The 16,239-nt window shown below is 63.5% G+C and carries 17 protein-coding genes; 14 read left to right on the forward strand and 3 right to left on the reverse strand.

The genetic code is table 11. The features are described from left to right. Nucleotides 1-95 precede the first annotated feature (95 nt). Nucleotides 96-704, forward strand: a complete 609-nt coding sequence (gene grpE, locus AC5ZG1_RS03950) for a nucleotide exchange factor GrpE (protein ID WP_028164802.1) — start codon at nucleotides 96-98, stop codon at nucleotides 702-704. Between the two features lie 70 nt (nucleotides 705-774). Here grpE and AC5ZG1_RS03955 read toward each other — a convergent pair whose 3' ends face one another. Continuing rightward, the gene (locus AC5ZG1_RS03955) at nucleotides 775-1,710 is read right to left on the reverse strand and encodes a hypothetical protein (protein ID WP_496132026.1); all 936 of its coding nucleotides are present in this window, start codon (nucleotides 1,708-1,710) and stop codon (nucleotides 775-777) included. 431 nt (nucleotides 1,711-2,141) lie between these two features. Here AC5ZG1_RS03955 and dnaK point away from each other — a divergent pair, with 431 nt between their 5' ends. From dnaK to AC5ZG1_RS04005, 10 genes are all read left to right on the forward strand, one after another. Then, on the forward strand, nucleotides 2,142-4,040 hold the full coding sequence (dnaK, locus tag AC5ZG1_RS03960) for a molecular chaperone DnaK (RefSeq protein ID WP_130225528.1): 1,899 nt from the start codon (nucleotides 2,142-2,144) through the stop codon (nucleotides 4,038-4,040). Nucleotides 4,041-4,182: 142 nt separating this feature from the next. Further along, nucleotides 4,183-5,313 (forward strand): molecular chaperone DnaJ, encoded by a 1,131-nt coding sequence (gene dnaJ, locus AC5ZG1_RS03965; protein WP_456644546.1) that lies wholly within the window; start codon nucleotides 4,183-4,185, stop codon nucleotides 5,311-5,313. Between the two features lie 187 nt (nucleotides 5,314-5,500). Further along, the gene (locus AC5ZG1_RS03970; protein ID WP_130225530.1) at nucleotides 5,501-6,103 is read left to right on the forward strand and encodes a class I SAM-dependent methyltransferase; all 603 of its coding nucleotides are present in this window, start codon (nucleotides 5,501-5,503) and stop codon (nucleotides 6,101-6,103) included. Nucleotides 6,104-6,149: 46 nt separating this feature from the next. Next, the gene (locus AC5ZG1_RS03975; protein WP_130225531.1) at nucleotides 6,150-6,728 is read left to right on the forward strand and encodes an NADPH-dependent FMN reductase; all 579 of its coding nucleotides are present in this window, start codon (nucleotides 6,150-6,152) and stop codon (nucleotides 6,726-6,728) included. 6 nt (nucleotides 6,729-6,734) lie between these two features. Next, nucleotides 6,735-7,448, forward strand: coding sequence for an orotidine-5'-phosphate decarboxylase (gene pyrF / locus AC5ZG1_RS03980; RefSeq protein ID WP_456644544.1), 714 nt, complete (start codon nucleotides 6,735-6,737; stop codon nucleotides 7,446-7,448). A gap of 16 nt (nucleotides 7,449-7,464) precedes the next feature. Continuing rightward, the gene (locus AC5ZG1_RS03985; RefSeq protein ID WP_456644543.1) at nucleotides 7,465-7,767 is read left to right on the forward strand and encodes a DUF1330 domain-containing protein; all 303 of its coding nucleotides are present in this window, start codon (nucleotides 7,465-7,467) and stop codon (nucleotides 7,765-7,767) included. A gap of 98 nt (nucleotides 7,768-7,865) precedes the next feature. Further along, nucleotides 7,866-8,879, forward strand: a complete 1,014-nt coding sequence (locus AC5ZG1_RS03990) for a M23 family metallopeptidase (RefSeq protein ID WP_496132027.1) — start codon at nucleotides 7,866-7,868, stop codon at nucleotides 8,877-8,879. Nucleotides 8,880-9,042: 163 nt separating this feature from the next. Further along, the gene (gene dapB, locus AC5ZG1_RS03995) at nucleotides 9,043-9,858 is read left to right on the forward strand and encodes a 4-hydroxy-tetrahydrodipicolinate reductase (protein WP_496132028.1); all 816 of its coding nucleotides are present in this window, start codon (nucleotides 9,043-9,045) and stop codon (nucleotides 9,856-9,858) included. A 67-nt stretch (nucleotides 9,859-9,925) separates the two neighbouring features. Beyond that, a complete protein-coding gene (locus tag AC5ZG1_RS04000; RefSeq protein WP_496132029.1) occupies nucleotides 9,926-10,549 on the forward strand; it encodes a 2,3-bisphosphoglycerate-dependent phosphoglycerate mutase in 624 nt (207 codons plus the stop codon). Beyond that, nucleotides 10,546-11,076, forward strand: coding sequence for a GNAT family N-acetyltransferase (locus tag AC5ZG1_RS04005; RefSeq protein WP_496132030.1), 531 nt, complete (start codon nucleotides 10,546-10,548; stop codon nucleotides 11,074-11,076). Before AC5ZG1_RS04000 ends, AC5ZG1_RS04005 begins: the two co-directional genes overlap by 4 nt. A gap of 48 nt (nucleotides 11,077-11,124) precedes the next feature. Here the strand turns inward: AC5ZG1_RS04005 and AC5ZG1_RS04010 are convergent, their stop codons facing one another. Both AC5ZG1_RS04010 and AC5ZG1_RS04015 read right to left on the reverse strand, forming a co-directional pair. Beyond that, the gene (locus AC5ZG1_RS04010) at nucleotides 11,125-12,021 is read right to left on the reverse strand and encodes a methylated-DNA--[protein]-cysteine S-methyltransferase (protein WP_456644539.1); all 897 of its coding nucleotides are present in this window, start codon (nucleotides 12,019-12,021) and stop codon (nucleotides 11,125-11,127) included. Nucleotides 12,022-12,075: 54 nt separating this feature from the next. Continuing rightward, entirely contained in the window at nucleotides 12,076-12,594 is a 519-nt protein-coding gene (locus tag AC5ZG1_RS04015; protein WP_496132031.1) for a DUF2244 domain-containing protein, read from the reverse strand. A 23-nt stretch (nucleotides 12,595-12,617) separates the two neighbouring features. Here AC5ZG1_RS04015 and nth point away from each other — a divergent pair, with 23 nt between their 5' ends. From nth to AC5ZG1_RS04030, 3 genes are all read left to right on the forward strand, one after another. After that, nucleotides 12,618-13,382, forward strand: a complete 765-nt coding sequence (nth, locus tag AC5ZG1_RS04020) for an endonuclease III (RefSeq protein ID WP_028164816.1) — start codon at nucleotides 12,618-12,620, stop codon at nucleotides 13,380-13,382. A gap of 71 nt (nucleotides 13,383-13,453) precedes the next feature. After that, nucleotides 13,454-14,617 (forward strand): HlyD family secretion protein, encoded by a 1,164-nt coding sequence (locus AC5ZG1_RS04025; RefSeq protein ID WP_456644537.1) that lies wholly within the window; start codon nucleotides 13,454-13,456, stop codon nucleotides 14,615-14,617. Next, a complete protein-coding gene (locus AC5ZG1_RS04030) occupies nucleotides 14,604-16,232 on the forward strand; it encodes an MFS transporter (protein WP_496132032.1) in 1,629 nt (542 codons plus the stop codon). Before AC5ZG1_RS04025 ends, AC5ZG1_RS04030 begins: the two co-directional genes overlap by 14 nt. The last annotated feature ends 7 nt before the right edge of the window (nucleotides 16,233-16,239 follow it).

Genomic DNA, 16,239 nt, shown 5'->3' on the forward strand with positions numbered 1-16,239 from the left:
GCCGGTTGCGCTTGATTTTCATGGCCCAAAGCACGATATCCGGGCCAGCCAATCCTTAACTGTTGATCAGACGTGATTTTTCGAAAAGGCAAGCCATGACCGATCCGAACCGGCCAAACGACAACGCCGAGAACCCGGCGCAGACAGGCGAGCCCGTGGTCTCGAAGCCCTACGTCATGCCCGACGATCCCGAACAGGGATCGGCGGAAGCCTTGACCAAGGAGCTCAATGAAGCGCGCGATCGGACGTTGCGCACGCTGGCCGAGATGGAAAACCTGCGCAAGCGCACCAGCCGCGAGATCGCGGATGCGCGCGCTTATGGCATCACCGGCTTTGCCCGCGACATCCTCGACATCGCCGACAATCTGCAGCGTGCCCTCGACGCCGTCCCGGCGGAGGCCAAGGCGGCCGCCGACCCCGGGCTGAAGGCCCTGATCGAGGGTGTCGAATTGACCGAGCGTTCGCTGCACGCCACGCTGGAGAAGAACGGCGTCAAGAAGTTCGATCCCACCGGCGAGAAGTTCGATCCGAACTTTCAGCAGGCGATGTACGAGGTTCCCGACCCCTCCGTGCCCTCGGGCACAGTGGTGCAGGTGGTCCAGGCCGGCTATACGATCGGCGATCGCGTGCTGCGTCCGGCGCTGGTCGGTGTCTCCAAGGGCGGCGCAAAAACCGCGCCGGCTTCCGCCGCACAGCAGAACTGAATCTGCTCAACGCATCGGCTGACGGAATGCTGTTAATGCCGGCCTCGACAAAGGCCGGCAGAGATAGATGTTATCGCGGCTGAATTCCGTCGCGCACGCTGCGGAAGCGCGGGAATGCGGTCGACCATTGATCGCGCGGCGAGGAGCCGATGATGCGCAGCGAGGTCTGCGCACCGAACCGCAGCCATTGCACGATGGTCACCGGCGTATTGTCCTTGCCGCTCACCGCATCGATCCGTGTCTCATAGCCGGGCTGGCCATCGATGCGGATCGGCTCCGACATCGTGATCCGTCCGTCGCGCACGCCGGGAATCGTGGTCGCGATCTGCTGGGCAAAACGGCCGCGATCATCGGGAGAGGCGGCGGTCGAGCCGATGATGCCGATGATCATGAAGGGCGCCACCTCGAACCCGCTCTTCTCGTCGCCATCGGCGACGATCAGCGCGGCGCCGGGTGCCAGCGTGCGGACGTTCTTGAAGTTCGCCAGTTCGGTCATCTTGAACGGCATCAGCCCGAGCTGCTCGTCGACCGGAACCTGATCCCGGATCGCGGCTGTCGAAAACATCTGGCGGACGGCGTCATCGGTATAGATCCTGGCGGCATTCTCCGGGACCTGCATGGCGACGTAGCCGGAGAAGGTCGGCCCGGGCAGGATCATCGAATAGCGCCGCACAGCGCCGGCGCCATCCTTGGCATTCTCGACCGTGTAATAGGCAAGGCCGGCAGCGGTCTCGATGCTCTCCGGCTTGATCCCGCCGGTGCCGCCCGGGTTCGCCTTGAAGGCGTTGGCGACCTCGCCATAGGCCTCCGCCGGCAGGTCGGTGACCAGCACCTTGACGCCCTGGTCCTCGGTCTCGAAGCCGGTGAAGGTTTTCGCGCGATTGAGCCCCACCAGCGGCTTCATCCCGACCCGGGCGCCCGGCGGAAAGACCACGTCCGCGGCAAAGGCGGGAAATGCGGCGGCAACGAACAGGGTGACCGCGGCGAGGAGGCGAATGGGGTTCATGTCAAGGATCTACCGGGTTTGGCATTGAAGCCGTTCAATGGGCGGCCGGTGCGGGCCGCAAGCTGTCGGGCCTCGTTCAGTTGGCCCGCTTTTAGCGGTTTTGATGGCCCGACGACAGGGGCGGGCGGCTCCATGCAGCCTGATGGCACAGGGTGCAATGTCGCAGCTTTCTTGCGCATTCGTTAATGTGGGCCCCAAGACCAAGCCTGGGACCAAAACAGGACCAGACAGGTCCCGGGCCGGACTGACACAATCTTTCAAACGTCAGTCTTTTCAGACCTCAAGGTTGCGTCCAGTCCTTGCAGGCCTTACCCCCCCTCCTATATGAGGCTCATCGTCGCAATATCGCGAGCATTTGAACGTGTGGGGGTTCGGTTCGGTGCGCCGTCAGGGCCCAGCCAACCTGCCTTAGAAAGAAGGAAATCAGAATCATGGGAAAGGTCATAGGGATCGACCTCGGCACCACGAATTCGTGCGTTGCCGTAATGGATGGCAAGAACGCGAAGGTCATCGAGAATTCCGAGGGCATGCGGACGACGCCGTCGATCGTCGCCCTCACCGATGATGGCGAGCGCCTCGTCGGTCAGCCGGCCAAGCGCCAGGCGGTGACCAACCCTGAACGGACATTCTTTGCGGTGAAGCGCCTCATCGGCCGCCGCTATGACGACCCGATGGTCGAGAAGGACAAGAAGCTTGTCCCCTACAAGATCGTCAAGGCATCGAACGGCGATGCCTGGGTCGAGGCCGACGGCAAGACCTATTCGCCCTCCCAGGTCTCCGCCTTCATCCTGCAGAAGATGAAGGAGACCGCGGAAGCGCATCTCGGCCAGAAGGTCGATCAGGCCGTCATCACGGTTCCCGCCTACTTCAACGACGCGCAACGCCAGGCCACCAAGGACGCCGGCAAGATTGCGGGCCTTGAAGTGCTGCGCATCATCAACGAGCCGACCGCGGCCGCGCTTGCTTACGGTCTCGACAAGACCAAGTCCGGCACGATCGCGGTGTACGACCTCGGCGGCGGCACCTTCGATATCTCGATCCTGGAAATCGGCGACGGCGTGTTCGAGGTGAAGTCGACCAACGGCGACACCTTCCTCGGCGGCGAAGATTTCGACATGCGGCTCGTCAGCTATCTCGCCGACGAATTCCAGAAGGAGCAGGGCATCAACCTGCGCAATGACAAGCTTGCCTTGCAGCGCCTGAAGGAAGCCGCTGAGAAGGCCAAGATCGAATTGTCGTCGACGACGCAGACCGAGATCAACCTGCCCTTCATCACGGCCGACCAGACCGGGCCGAAGCATCTGACGATGAAGCTGACCCGCGCCAAGTTCGAGGCACTGGTTGACGAACTCATCCAGAAGACCATTGAGCCCTGCCGCAAGGCGCTGAAGGATGCCGGCCTCACCGCCGCCGAAGTCGGCGAGGTGGTGCTGGTCGGCGGCATGACCCGCATGCCGAAGGTTCAGGAAGTGGTGAAGCAGTTGTTCGGCAAGGAGCCGCACAAGGGCGTCAACCCGGATGAGGTCGTCGCCATCGGTGCTGCGATCCAGGCCGGCGTGCTGCAGGGCGACGTCAAGGACGTCCTGCTGCTCGACGTGACCCCGCTGTCGCTCGGCATCGAGACGCTGGGCGGCGTGTTCACCCGCATCATCGACCGCAACACCACGATCCCGACCAAGAAGAGCCAGGTGTTCTCGACCGCTGAGGATAACCAGAACGCGGTCACCATCCGCGTCTTCCAGGGCGAGCGTGAAATGGCGGCCGACAACAAGATGCTCGGCCAGTTCGACCTGATGGGCATTCCGCCGGCCCCGCGCGGCATGCCGCAGATCGAGGTGACCTTCGACATCGACGCCAACGGCATCGTCAACGTCTCGGCCAAGGACAAGGCGACCGGCAAGGAGCAGCAGATCCGGATCCAGGCATCCGGCGGCCTCTCCGAAACCGACATCGAGAAGATGGTCAAGGACGCCGAGGCCAACGCGGCCGAGGACAAGAAGCGGCGTGAGGCCGTCGACGCCAAGAATCATGCGGACGCGCTGGTGCATTCCACCGAGAAGGCGCTGGCCGAGCATGGCTCGAAGGTCGCCGAGACCGAGCGCCGCGCCATCGAGGACGCCGTCAGCGACCTGAAGGAAGCCTTGAAGGGCAATGATGCCGAAGCGATCAAGGCCAAGACCAACGCGCTGGCGCAGGCTTCGATGAAGCTCGGCGAAGCCATGTACAAACAGCAGGCCGAAAGCGATGCCGCCAAGGACGCTGCGAAGGATGATGTCGTCGACGCGGAGTTCACCGAGGTCGACGACGACAAGAACAAGAAGTCTGCTTAAGACGCGGGCGTAGGATGATGACCCCCATGCCAAGAGCGCGCCGAGCGTCTCCATGGATGGGGGTCATTTTTCGTTAAGCCGGACACTGCATCTTGCCGAACGCATGGTCCGGCATGAGGATGAATTCGGGCGGGTTTGACTGATGTCTACCAAGCGCTGCTATTACGAGACCCTCGAGGTCGAGCGGAACGCGGACGAAACCAAGCTGAAATCGGCTTTCCGTAAGCTCGCGATGAAATGGCATCCGGACCGCAATCCCGGCGATGCCACGAGCGAGGTGAAGTTCAAGGAAATCAACGAAGCCTACGAGGTCCTGAAGGACAACGACAAGCGTGCTGCTTATGACCGCTACGGCCATGCCGCGTTCGAGCACGGCATGGGCGGCGGCGGCCCGGGCTTCGGCGCTGGTTTTGCCTCTTCCTTCTCCGATATTTTCGAAGACCTGTTCGGCATGGCCGGGCAGCGGCGTAGCGGTGGCCGCGAGCGCGGCGCCGATCTTCGCTACAACATGGAGATCACGCTCGAGGAAGCGTATCTCGGCAAGACCGCGCAGATCGAAATACCCGTCTCCGTCACCTGCGAATCCTGCTCCGGCACCGGCGCCAAGGCCGGCACCAAGCCGAAGACCTGCTCGATGTGCGGCGGCGCCGGCCGCATCCGCCAGGCCCAGGGCTTCTTCACGCTGGAGCGCACCTGCCCCGGCTGCCAGGGCCGCGGCCAGATGATCGAAGACGCCTGTCCGTCTTGCTCTGGCTCCGGTCGGGTCACACGCGAGCGGACGCTGTCGGTCAATATTCCCCAGGGCGTCGAGGATGGCACCCGCATTCGCCTCGCAGGCGAGGGCGAAGCCGGCGTCCGCGGCGGCCCGTCCGGCGACCTCTACATCTTCCTGTCGCTGACCCAGCACGCGTTCTTCCAGCGCGATGGCGCCGACCTGCACTGCCGGGTGCCGATCTCGATGGTCACCGCGGCCCTGGGTGGCGAGTTCGATGTGCCGACCATCGACAAGGGCAAGACCAAGGTGAAGGTACCGGCCGGAACGCAATCCGGCCGCCGATTCCGCATTGCATCAAAGGGCATGCCGGTGCTGCGCTCGCGCCAGACCGGCGACATGTATGTCCAGGTCGTGGTCGAAACGCCCCAGAATCTGACCAAGAAGCAGCAGGAATTGCTGACGGAGTTCGAAAAGCTCTCCTCCGGCGCGACGCAACCGGAAGCGGTAGGTTTCTTCTCCAAGGTCAAGGACTTCTTCGGCACTCGGACGGGTACCTAGCGTGGTCGCGGAAGCGATGGGCGTAACAGTGCCGAAATCCAAATTGGTGCATAGCGTTATCGCCGAACTGCGTTGCGGTTCGGCGGAACAGATGCGCGGGCGATCTGCTTGACCATAACGGCTTCGACCTATACCTCTTTATGACTGTTTTCTGACAGCCGCTCGCGCGGTCCCGCCTGGTAGCGACATGCCCCTGCAATCGTCCGTGCGTCCGTTGAAGAAGCCCCGTCTCGACGACGAGGTCCGCTTCCTCCGGTCATGGATCGAAAAACCGCTGCATGTTGGCGCGGTGATGCCGTCAGGCCGGTTGCTCGCGCGCACGATGGCGCAATATGTCGATGTCAGATCGGAAGGTCCCGTCGTCGAACTTGGTCCCGGGACCGGTGCGATCACCAACGCGCTGATCGAACATGGCGTCGATCAGAAGCGGCTCGTGCTGGTCGAATACAATCCCGGCTTCTGCGCGCTGCTGCGCGAGCGCTATCCGCAGGCCAAGGTGGTGCAGGGCGACGCCTACAGGCTTCGGGAATCGCTCTGGGACGCTTTACCCGCGCCGGCCGCAGCGATGGTTTCCGGCCTGCCGCTGGTCACCAAACCGATGATCACGCGCCTGAGATTGATCCGCGACGCCTTCGCGGCCCTGGCGCCGGGCGCTCCCTTCGTCCAATTCACCTATTCGGTCGTCCCGCCGATCCCGAAATCGCTGCCGGGCGTGTCCACAGAAGCTTCCGAGCGGATCTGGATGAACCTTCCGCCCGCCCGGGTCTGGGTGTATCGCAAAGGGCGGTGACACCCGCGCGTCGCGCGGCGGGTCTGCCGAACGCGATTCAAAAATAATGTCTGCGCTGAAAATACTTGTGATCCCGGGGTCGCTGCGATCAGGCTCGCTCAACGCGAAGCTCGCGGCCGTTGCGGCGCATGAATTCGCGCAGGCGGGCGCCGAGGTCAGCCGCATCTCTTTGGCCGATTTTCCGCTGCCGATCTACGACGGTGACCTGCAGGCAAAATCCGGCGTGCCGAAGAACGCGATCAATCTCAAGCGCATGATCGGCGCGCATCATGGCGTCCTGATCGTGACGCCGGAATATAATTCCTCGGTGCCGCCGCTGGTCAAGAACACCATCGATTGGGTGAGCCGCGTGCAGGATGCCCATGAGACCCGCGGCCAGGTGTTTCGCGATCGTGTCTTCGCCATCGCTGCCGCCTCCGGTGGCCGGCTCGGCGGCAGCCGCGCATTGGCGGCGCTGCGCCTCATCCTGTCGGCCTGCCAGGCCCCCGTGATCCCGAACCAGCTCGCGCTGTCATTTGCCGAACATGCCTATGACGATATGGATCGCTTAAGGCATCCCGCCGATATCGAGGCGATGCAGGCAATGGTGCGGCAATTGATCGACCTTTCTCAACGCATGATGTGAGGTGACATGCAGCCAGCCGATATCGCGCCGAAGGACCGATTGATCGTGGCCCTCGATTTGCCCAGCGTCATCGTAGCGGAAGCGATGATCGACAAACTCGGCGACAGCGTGAATTTCTACAAGATCGGCTATCAGCTCGCTTATGCCGGCGGCCTGCCGCTGGTGCGCGCGCTCGCAAGCGCCGGCAAGAAGGTCTTCGTCGATCTCAAGCTGCATGACATCGGCAACACGGTGGCGCGCGGCGTCGAGAGCATCGCGACGCTTGGCGCGACCTTCCTCACCGTGCACGCCTATCCGCAGACCATGAAGGCCGCCGTCGAAGCGCGCGCGGGATCGAACCTCAGGATTCTCGCGGTCACGGTGCTGACGTCCTATGACGACAATGATCTCCACGCCGCCGGCTATCGCTTCAACGTTGCCGATCTCGTCGAGGCGCGCGCCCAGCAGGCGCAGGTGCTCGGCGTCGATGGGCTCGTGAGTTCGCCGGAGGAGGCGGCCTCGCTGCGCAAGATCGTCGGGCACCAGATGAAGCTGGTGACACCAGGCATCCGCCCGGCCGGTTCCGCGAGCGGCGATCAGAAGCGCATCATGACGCCGTCACGTGCAATCGCCGCCGGCGCTGACTATCTGGTGGTCGGACGGCCGATCCTGGAAGGTGCCGACCCCAAAGCTGCCGCAGAAGCCGTCCAGGCTGAGATCGCGCAGGCGCTCGGATGGTAACAAAGGAGAAAAAGGGATGGCCAAGGGATATTGGATCGGACGCGTCGACGTTCACAACGAGGAAGGCTACAAGCCATACATCGCGGCCAACGCGGCCATCTTTCAGAAATTCGGTGGCAAGTTTGTCGTGCGCGGCGGCAAGTTCACCACAGTCGAAGGCCAGAGCCGTTCCCGCAACGTCGTGATCGAGTTTCCCGACTACGAAACGGCGCTGACTTGCTATCGCTCGCCAGAATACCAGGCCAACATCAAGGTCCGCCAGCCGCATTCGATCGCCGATCTCATCATCATCGAAGGCTACGACGCGCCGCAGTCCTGAGCCGGCCTTCTTCGCGAGAAGGTGACGAGCCACGCGTTGTCCGAATAACAGTCGACAGGAAATGATCCTGCGCTGGATAGCTGATAGGCTTCGGCCAGATGATTGCGACGCCGTCCACCATATCCACGAGCTTCATACGGTCCGTCGCAGCGATCGCGACCGCAGTCGGCTTTGCCGGCTCCGCGCGCGCGGAGAACATCGAGCTTGGAATGCCCGTCGGCTGCGAGATTGGCCAGAGCTGCTACATCCAGAACTATGTTGACGACGACCCTTCGCAGTCGAGCCGCGATTATAAATGCGGCACGCTCACCTACGACGCACACAACGGGACGGACTTCCGCATACCCTCGCTCGCGGCGCAAAGATCCGGCGTGGACGTGCTCGCTTCCGCAAGCGGCCGCGTTCTTCGCATGCGCGACGGCGTGCCCGACGCCACCGGCAAGCCAGCTCGCGAGGCCGTGCGCGACGTCGAATGCGGCAACGGCGTCCTTATCGAACATCCTGGCGGTTGGGAAACCCAATACTGCCATATGGCCAATGGCAGCCTGGCGGTGAAGCCCGGCGACGACATCGCCCGCGGGCAGCGGCTCGGCCGCATCGGTCTGTCGGGTCTGACCGAATATCCTCATTTGCATTTCACTGTGAGGTACAAAGGAGCCGTCGTCGATCCCTTCGCTTATGGTGCCGTTCCCGGCTCATGCGGCAGCGGTGAATCGCTCTGGCAGCCCGCGCTCCGCGCCAGGCTTGCGTATCAGGAACGAGCGGTGCTGAACGCCGGCTTCATGAATGGTCCGCCGACCATGGAACTCATCGAGGAAGCAAGTGCGGAGGGGCAATCCGTATCCGCCGATTCCCCCGCGCTTGTTGCCTTCGTTCGTGCCATCGGGCTGAAAGCGGGAGACACCCAGGGGCTGGTGATCAAGGACCCGCAGGGACAAGTTCTCGCCGAAAACCGAGCTGCGCCGCTTCAGACCAACAAGGCACAGTACATGTTGTTTGCGGGAAAGAAGCGCCCGCCGAACGGCTGGGGCCGCGGCACCTACAAGGCAACCTATACTGTCGAACGCGACGGCCAGGTCGTCTTGGAAAAGCAGTTGGAACTAGCGCTATAGCCACGCGAGATGGCGGCCTCGGCGATCCCGCCGGCGGGGCCAGGTTGGACTATCGTTCTGCCCGCCTCGTTTCCAGCTTTTGCTTGCCTATGGGAACGTCTCGCAAGAGACTCGGTTGCCGGAATGGCCTGCGCCCGCTATAGGGCGTGGTGAGGGATAAGCCATGGCCGATATGCGCTTGATCGTTGCGGGGGCCGGCGGCCGGATGGGCCGCGCCTTGACGCGCGCCATCTCGGAGACTTCGGGCGCGGTTCTGACCGGTGCGCTGGAAGCGCCCGGTTCTGACCTCCTCGGAGAGGACGCCGGCGTGCTCGCGGGCCTGCCGGCCAACGGCGTCAAATTATCGGCTGATCTTTGGTCGCTCTCGGCCAATGCCGACGGCATCCTGGATTTCACCGTGCCGGCGGCAACGATCGCCAATGTCGCGATCGCGGTCCAGCGTGGACTCGTCCATGTCATCGGCACCACCGGGCTGTCAGCGTCCGACGACGCGGTGATCCGAAGCGTCACCAACCGCGCCGTGGTGGTGAAATCAGGCAATATGAGCCTCGGCGTCAACATCCTGGCGGCCGTCGTCAAGCAGGTCGCGAAATCGCTCGACAACGCCTTCGACATCGAGATCGTCGAGATGCACCACAAGGCCAAGGTTGACGCGCCCTCCGGCACCGCTCTCCTGCTCGGCGAAGCCGCCGCCGCGGGCCGCGGTGTTGCGCTCGAGAAGCACTCGGTGCGCGGCCGCGACGGCCACACCGGGGAGCGCCGCACCGGCGATATCGGCTTTGCGTCGCTCCGCGGCGGCACGGTGCCCGGCGACCACAGCGTGATCTTCGCGGGACCGCATGAGCGCATCACGCTATCGCACCTTGCCGAGGACCGCATGATCTTTGCGCATGGCGCGATCAAGGCGGCGCTATGGGCACATGGCAAGGAGCCCGGGCTATACTCCATGATGGATGTGCTGGGGCTGTCCGACGTCTAACGCATGATCCGGAAAAGCGGGACCGGTTTTCCGATATGATAATGCTCAAACAAGAACGGAATTTGGAATGAGCGATCGTCTTCTCGTGCTGGTGCGCCATGGCCAGAGTGAATGGAATCTGAAGAATCTCTTCACCGGTTGGAAGGACCCCGGTCTTACCGAGCAGGGCATCGCTGAAGCAAAAGAGGCCGGGCGCAAGTTGAAGGCGCAGGGACTGTCGTTCGATATCGCCTTTACTTCGGTGTTGAAGCGCGCGCAGCATACGCTGGATCTGGCACTCGCCGAAATCGGCCAGACCGGATTGAAGACGCTCAAGGACGTCGCGCTCAATGAACGCGATTACGGCGATCTCTCCGGTCTCAACAAGGACGACGCCCGCAAGAAGTGGGGCGAAGAGCAGGTCCTGATCTGGCGCCGCTCCTACGACGTGTCGCCGCCCGGCGGCGAAAGCCTGAAGGATACGCTGGCGCGCGCGCTGCCCTATTACGTGCAGGAAATCCTGCCCTGCGTGCTGCGCGGCGAGCGCACGCTGGTCGCCGCCCACGGCAATTCGCTACGCGCGCTGATCATGGTGCTGGAGAAACTGTCGCCCGAGCAGATCGTGAAGCGCGAGCTGGCGACCGGCGCACCAATCATCTACCGCCTCAACGCCGACTCCACCGTCGCCTCCAAAATTGACCTGGCGGCGTGAGCGGCAGCGTCGAGATATCCGTTCTCGACGCGCCCGTACCGGACGCAGCCCTTGAGCAACTCGCATCGGTCCTCGTCGATTGTGTCGAGGGCGGCGCCAGTGTCAGCTTCATGGCACCGTTCTCGCAAGCCGACGGGCTTGCGTACTTTCGTAAGGTCGCGGACGCGGTCGCGTCAGGCGAGACTGTCCTGCTTACAGCAAAGCTCGATGGCAAGATTGTCGGCACGGTCCAGTTGGGTCTCGACACGCCGCCCAACCAGCCGCACCGCGCCGATCTGAAAAAGATGCTGGTACACCGTTCCGTCCGTGGGCGCGGCATCGGCGCAGCTCTAATGGCGCAGATCGAAGTCGAAGCCATCAGGCGCGGCCGCTGGCTGCTCGTGCTCGACACCGTGCCGGGCGAGAACGGCTATCGCCTCTACAAGCGCGCCGGCTGGACCGAGAGCGGGATCATCCCGAACTACGCGCTGTTTCCTGACGGCAGGCTCTGCGACACGGCGGTGTTCTGGAAGCGGTTGGATCGCTGATCGTGCGATGGGTTTCGCTGCGCTCTGCCTATCCTGCGAGCTGCTCCACTACTGCAATCCCAACTGCCCGGCTTCCCAGCCGAGCATCGCCTGCTTGCGGGTGATGCCCCAATGATAGCCGGTCAGCGCGCCGCTTTTGCCGAGCGCGCGATGGCAGGGAACCACGAACGACACGGGGTTGCGGCCGACTGCGGCGCCGACGGCGCGCGAGGCCTTCGGGCTGTTGATCTTGCAGGCGATGTCGGAATACGACACTGCGCGCCCCATCGGGATCCTCAGCAACGTCTCCCACACCCGCACCTCGAAATCGGTGCCGATCAGGACCACGCGCAGCGGCTGGTCTGGCCGCCAGAGTTTCGTGTCGAAGACACGCTGTGCAATCGGAGCGGTGCCTTCGGCGTCCTCCACATAGGTCGCGTTCGGCCAGCGCCGGCGCAGGTCGGCAAATGCGGTTGCTTCGTCGCCGGGATCGGCGAAGGCGAGACCGGCCAGACCGCGGCTGGTGGCGATCACGATCGCGGTTCCGAATGGCGAGGGGTGGAAGCCGTAGTTCAGCGTCATGCCGGCGCCGCCAATCTTCCATTCGCCCGGCGACATCGCTTCATGGGTGACGAAGAGATCGTGCAACCGGCCGGGGCCTGACAGTCCTGAATCGAGCGCGGCATCGAGCACACTGGCGGAATCGCGGAGCAGGTTCTTGGCATGATCGAGGGTGAGCGCCTGCATGAACGCCTTTGGCGTGAGCCCGGCCCAGCGGCGGAACAGGTGATGCAGCTCGTCAGGCGTCACACCGGCGGCGTCCGCCACCGCCTCGATGGTCGGTTGCGCGCGCCAACGCTCGGAGATGAAGGCAATCGCGCGCCGTACCGAATCGTAGTCGCGCTGCGCGGCACTCTGGAGGCCCGACTTGGCCAAACGCTGATCGTGGATGGCGAGTGTCATCATGGGTGCTGATTTAGGGCGCATGCGGCGGTTCAGCCACCCGTTTTCCGACAACCCTCAATGGATCGGATTGTAGATCGGCCCGCGCTTGGCGGCGTTCAGCGCGGCAATTAAGGCTTTGGCAAAACTAGCTTTTTCGTCTGGACCCAGGAAGCTGCCGATGTCGACCCGGCGTCCCCTGGAAACCAGATAGAGCCGCTCGATGCCGAACTCGGCGTCGACCTGCTGCTCGAACTGCACCCAGAGCGGATTGAGCACCCATTCCGCGATATGGCCGTGATGGTTGACCCGGCGCACCCGCAATTCCGATGGCGTCACTGTGATTTCCTCGCAGGCCTGGGCGGTCCGGAAATTGACGCGGAAGGCCCGGTAGATGACGAGCACGTCGAGGCCGAAGAAGCCGAACACCGGCCAAGCGCCCATCCACCAGAATACGGCGCCGGCCGCAAAACTGACCGCGCTGACGATGCTCATCAGCACGATGAAGCCGGTACGATTGAGCGAGCGGTGCGGCGTCAGCAGCGCCGAGAACAGCTCTGGTTCAAGCGTGGGGTCAAAGTCGTTGCTAGCAGTCATGGCGTACCAGTATATGGCCGATCATGGCCAAAATCATCCGCGCTCAACGCGCCAGGAAACCCACCGTTCGATCGTCGCCGAAAAAATCGGCAAAGAAGCCGGTGGCGAGGCCACCCGCTCGCGCGGCAAAGAAATCCCTTAAAGCCCAGAAGCCTTGGACTCCGGCCGAAGTGCGCGAAGCGTTCGAACGGTTCCGCAAGGCCAACCCGGAGCCGAAGGGGGAGCTTGAGCATCTCAATCCGTATACGCTGCTGGTTGCCGTCGTGCTGTCGGCGCAGGCGACCGATGCCGGCGTCAACAAGGCGACGCGTGCGCTGTTTGCCGTCGCCGACACGCCGCAGAAAATGCTCGCGCTCGGTGAGGAGAAGCTGCGCGACTATATCAGGACCATCGGTCTCTATCGCACCAAGGCCAAGAACGTCATCGCGCTATCCGAGAAGCTGATCTCGGATTTTGGTGGCCAGGTGCCGCGCACCCGCGCCGAGATCGAGTCGCTGCCCGGCGCTGGCCGCAAGACCGCCAATGTTGTGCTCAACATGGCTTATGGCGAACATACGCTGGCGGTCGATACCCATGTGTTCCGCGTCGCCAACCGCACCGGGCTTGCGCCGGGCAAGACGCCGCTCGAAGTCGAGCTCGGACTGGAGAAAGTGATTCCCGCCGAGTTCATGCTGCATGCACATCACTGGCTTATCCTGCACGGCCGCTACACCTGTCTCGCGCGGAAACCGCGCTGCGAGGTATGCCTGATCAACGATCTTTGCCGGTGGCCGGAAAAGACGGTCTGAGCGATGATGGCCGCCCTCGGCCGGTCGCTGTCTCGGTAGTTGCGTGAGAAGGATGACCTGGGGAATGTACCTTGAGTGAGCAAAACCAAATCACCCCGGCACCCCTGAACAGGATTGCGCCGACACCGGCTCCGGCGCCTACGGCTCCGCCGCCGAAGCCATCCGCCGCGCCGTCGAGCACGTTGGCGCGGCTGGCCATTCCCGTATTCGCCGTGCTTGCCGCCTTCGCCTTCATTGCGCTCGCCACGCTGCGCTGGGACGAATGGGTCGGCGCAGCCACGATCCAGACCACCAACGACGCCTATGTCCGCGCCGAGCTGACGCGCTTGAGCAGCCGTGTCTCCGGCGAGGTTTTGACGGTGGCGGTGAAGGATTTCCAGCACGTCAAGGCTGGAGACCTCCTGGTGCAGATCGATCCCGCCGATTACGAGGCCCAGGTTGCGCAGGCCGAAGCCGGCGTCGCTGCCGCGCAGGCCGCGCTCGACAATCTGAACAATCAGGTCGAACTGCAATACGCGACGATCGCGCAGGCCGAGGCCGCGCAAGTGTCCGCGGCGGCGCTGGAGGTCGAGGCGCGCCAGGAGCAGGAGCGCCAGCAATCGCTGTCGCAAACCGACGCAGGCACGCGGCAGAGGCTCGAACAGGCGACCGCCGCCTACGCAAAGGCGCAGGCCGATGTGCGCGCGAGCCGCGCCGTGGTTGCCGCGCAGCGCCATCAGCTCGAGGTGTTGCAGGGCACCAAGAAGCAGCGCGCCGCCGATCTCGATGCTGCCAAGGCGCAGCTCGCCGCTGCGAAGCTCAAGCTCGGCTACACCAAAATCGTGGCGCCGTTCGACGGCGTCGTCGGGGAGCGGCAGGTGCAGCCGGGCGACTACGTCAATATCGGCACCAATCTGATCAATGTCGTGCCGCTGCCAAATGTCTATGTCATCGCCAACTACAAGGAAACCCAGCTCACACGGGTGCGGCCGGGCCAACCCGTCGAGATCACTGTCGACAGTTTCCCGCGTGAGAGATTGCGCGGTCGCGTCGAGCGCATTGCGCCGGCCAGCGGTTCGCAATTCGCGCTATTGCCGCCGGATAACGCCACCGGCAATTTCACCAAGGTCGTGCAGCGCATCCCGGTCCGTATCCGGTTCGACGAAAATCAGCCGCTGCTCTCGCGCCTGTTGCCTGGCATGTCGGTGATCACCAGCATCAACACTGCCGATGCGGGGACGAATGGCGGCAAATGACGACGCCGGCCGTGGACCGGTCTCGCAGGGCGGCATCGCGCGGCAGCCGCTGTTTGCGGTGGCCGCGGTGCTGCTCGGCGCGTTCCTCGCCAATGTCGACAGCCGGCTGACCACGGTTGGCCTGCCGGACCTGCGCGGCGCATTCTCGCTCGGTTTCGACGAGGGCGCCTGGATTTCGACCGCAGGAATCGGCTCGCAAATCTTCATCGCGCCGGCGGTCGCCTGGCTCGCCACCGTGTTCGGCTTGCGCCGAGTGTTGGGCATCCCGAGCCTCGCCTATGCCGGGGTGTCGCTGGTCATCCCATGCGTCGACCATTACCCGACGCTGATCGGGCTCAGCATCGTGCATGGCCTGTTGCTCGGCACCTTCGTGCCGGCGACGCTGATGATCGTGTTCCGGAATCTACCGATCCGCTGGTGGATTCCGGCGATATCGATCTACGCGATCCGGGTCAGCTTCGCACTGGATACCTCGACCTCGCTGGTCGGCTTCTATGTCGATCATCTCGGCTGGCAGTGGGTGTACTGGCAGGGCGTCGTCATCGCGCCGCTGATGGCCTTGATGGTCTATCTCGGCACGCCCAGCGAACCCGTCAACAAGGATCTGCTTCGCGATGCGGATTGGGGTGGCATGCTCCTGCTCGGCAGCTCGGTGTCGATGATCTATGCCGGTCTCGATCAGGGCAATCGGCTCGACTGGCTCGAATCTGGCACGGTGATGGCACTGTTGCTTGGCGGCGCGGCGCTGTTCGTCGTCTTCGTGATCAATGAGACAATGGTGCGGCAGCCTTGGGCGCATGTGAACGTGCTGTTCTCGCGCAACGTCGGGCTCTCGCTGGTCGTCATCCTGCTCTACACCCTCACCAGTCTGTCCAATTCATCGCTGGTGCCGAACTTCCTCGGCACGATCGCGCTGATGCGGCCGGAGCAGAGCGGCGTTTTGCTCTTGACCTACGGTGCGGTGCCGATGTTCGTGCTGGTGCCGATCTCGATCTATCTGCTCAGGCATTTCGATCCGCGCACGGTGGTTGTTATGGGATTTTCGGCCTTCGCGGCCGCCAATCTCTGGGGCACGCAATTGACCCACGATTGGGCGCGGGGGGATTTTGCCGGCATCGTTCTCCTGCAATCGATCGGGCAGTCGCTGACGCTATTGCCGATCATCATCATGGCGCTGGCCAATTCCGACCCGAGCCGCGCCACGGCGTTCGCCGCCTATATCCAGATCATGCGGCTTGGCGGCGCCGAGATCGGCGTGGCGCTGATGGGCACCTGGCTGCGCGTCCGCGAGCAGATCCACTCCAACTATATCGGGCAACACGTCGCCAATGGCGATGTCAATGTCGTGCGCATGCTCAAGCAGCTCGCCGACGAATTCGCGGCACACGGCGTCGGCCTCGCCCAGGCGCGGGCGGTGGGGACGCTGGCGGCGCTGGTGCAGCGCGAGGCCAACGTGCTCGCTTATATCGACGGTTTCTGGCTGTGCTTCTGGCTGGCGATGACTGCGCTGTTCTTCGTCGCCCTGATTACCCGCGCGCCGCCGGGTCCGTTTACGCCGGAGCCGTTCGGCTTTGCCAAGATGGTGATGCGCAAGTGCGGAATGTCGGTGGCGTGATCGTCGA

Source organism: Bradyrhizobium sp. Leo78 (assembly GCF_059512425.1).

Bases quoted from the DNA above. Each gene is read 5' to 3' on its own strand.
- grpE (WP_028164802.1), top strand. From the start codon at position 96: ATGACCGATCCGAACCGGCCAAACGACAACGCCGAGAACCCGGCGCAG.
- AC5ZG1_RS03955 (WP_496132026.1), bottom strand. From the start codon at position 1,710: ATGAACCCCATTCGCCTCCTCGCCGCGGTCACCCTGTTCGTTGCCGCC.
- dnaK (WP_130225528.1), top strand. From the start codon at position 2,142: ATGGGAAAGGTCATAGGGATCGACCTCGGCACCACGAATTCGTGCGTT.
- dnaJ (WP_456644546.1), top strand. From the start codon at position 4,183: ATGTCTACCAAGCGCTGCTATTACGAGACCCTCGAGGTCGAGCGGAAC.
- AC5ZG1_RS03970 (WP_130225530.1), top strand. From the start codon at position 5,501: ATGCCCCTGCAATCGTCCGTGCGTCCGTTGAAGAAGCCCCGTCTCGAC.
- AC5ZG1_RS03975 (WP_130225531.1), top strand. From the start codon at position 6,150: ATGTCTGCGCTGAAAATACTTGTGATCCCGGGGTCGCTGCGATCAGGC.
- pyrF (WP_456644544.1), top strand. From the start codon at position 6,735: ATGCAGCCAGCCGATATCGCGCCGAAGGACCGATTGATCGTGGCCCTC.
- AC5ZG1_RS03985 (WP_456644543.1), top strand. From the start codon at position 7,465: ATGGCCAAGGGATATTGGATCGGACGCGTCGACGTTCACAACGAGGAA.
- AC5ZG1_RS03990 (WP_496132027.1), top strand. From the start codon at position 7,866: ATGATTGCGACGCCGTCCACCATATCCACGAGCTTCATACGGTCCGTC.
- dapB (WP_496132028.1), top strand. From the start codon at position 9,043: ATGGCCGATATGCGCTTGATCGTTGCGGGGGCCGGCGGCCGGATGGGC.
- AC5ZG1_RS04000 (WP_496132029.1), top strand. From the start codon at position 9,926: ATGAGCGATCGTCTTCTCGTGCTGGTGCGCCATGGCCAGAGTGAATGG.
- AC5ZG1_RS04010 (WP_456644539.1), bottom strand. From the start codon at position 12,021: ATGATGACACTCGCCATCCACGATCAGCGTTTGGCCAAGTCGGGCCTC.
- AC5ZG1_RS04015 (WP_496132031.1), bottom strand. From the start codon at position 12,594: ATGACTGCTAGCAACGACTTTGACCCCACGCTTGAACCAGAGCTGTTC.
- nth (WP_028164816.1), top strand. From the start codon at position 12,618: ATGGCCAAAATCATCCGCGCTCAACGCGCCAGGAAACCCACCGTTCGA.
- AC5ZG1_RS04030 (WP_496132032.1), top strand. From the start codon at position 14,604: ATGGCGGCAAATGACGACGCCGGCCGTGGACCGGTCTCGCAGGGCGGC.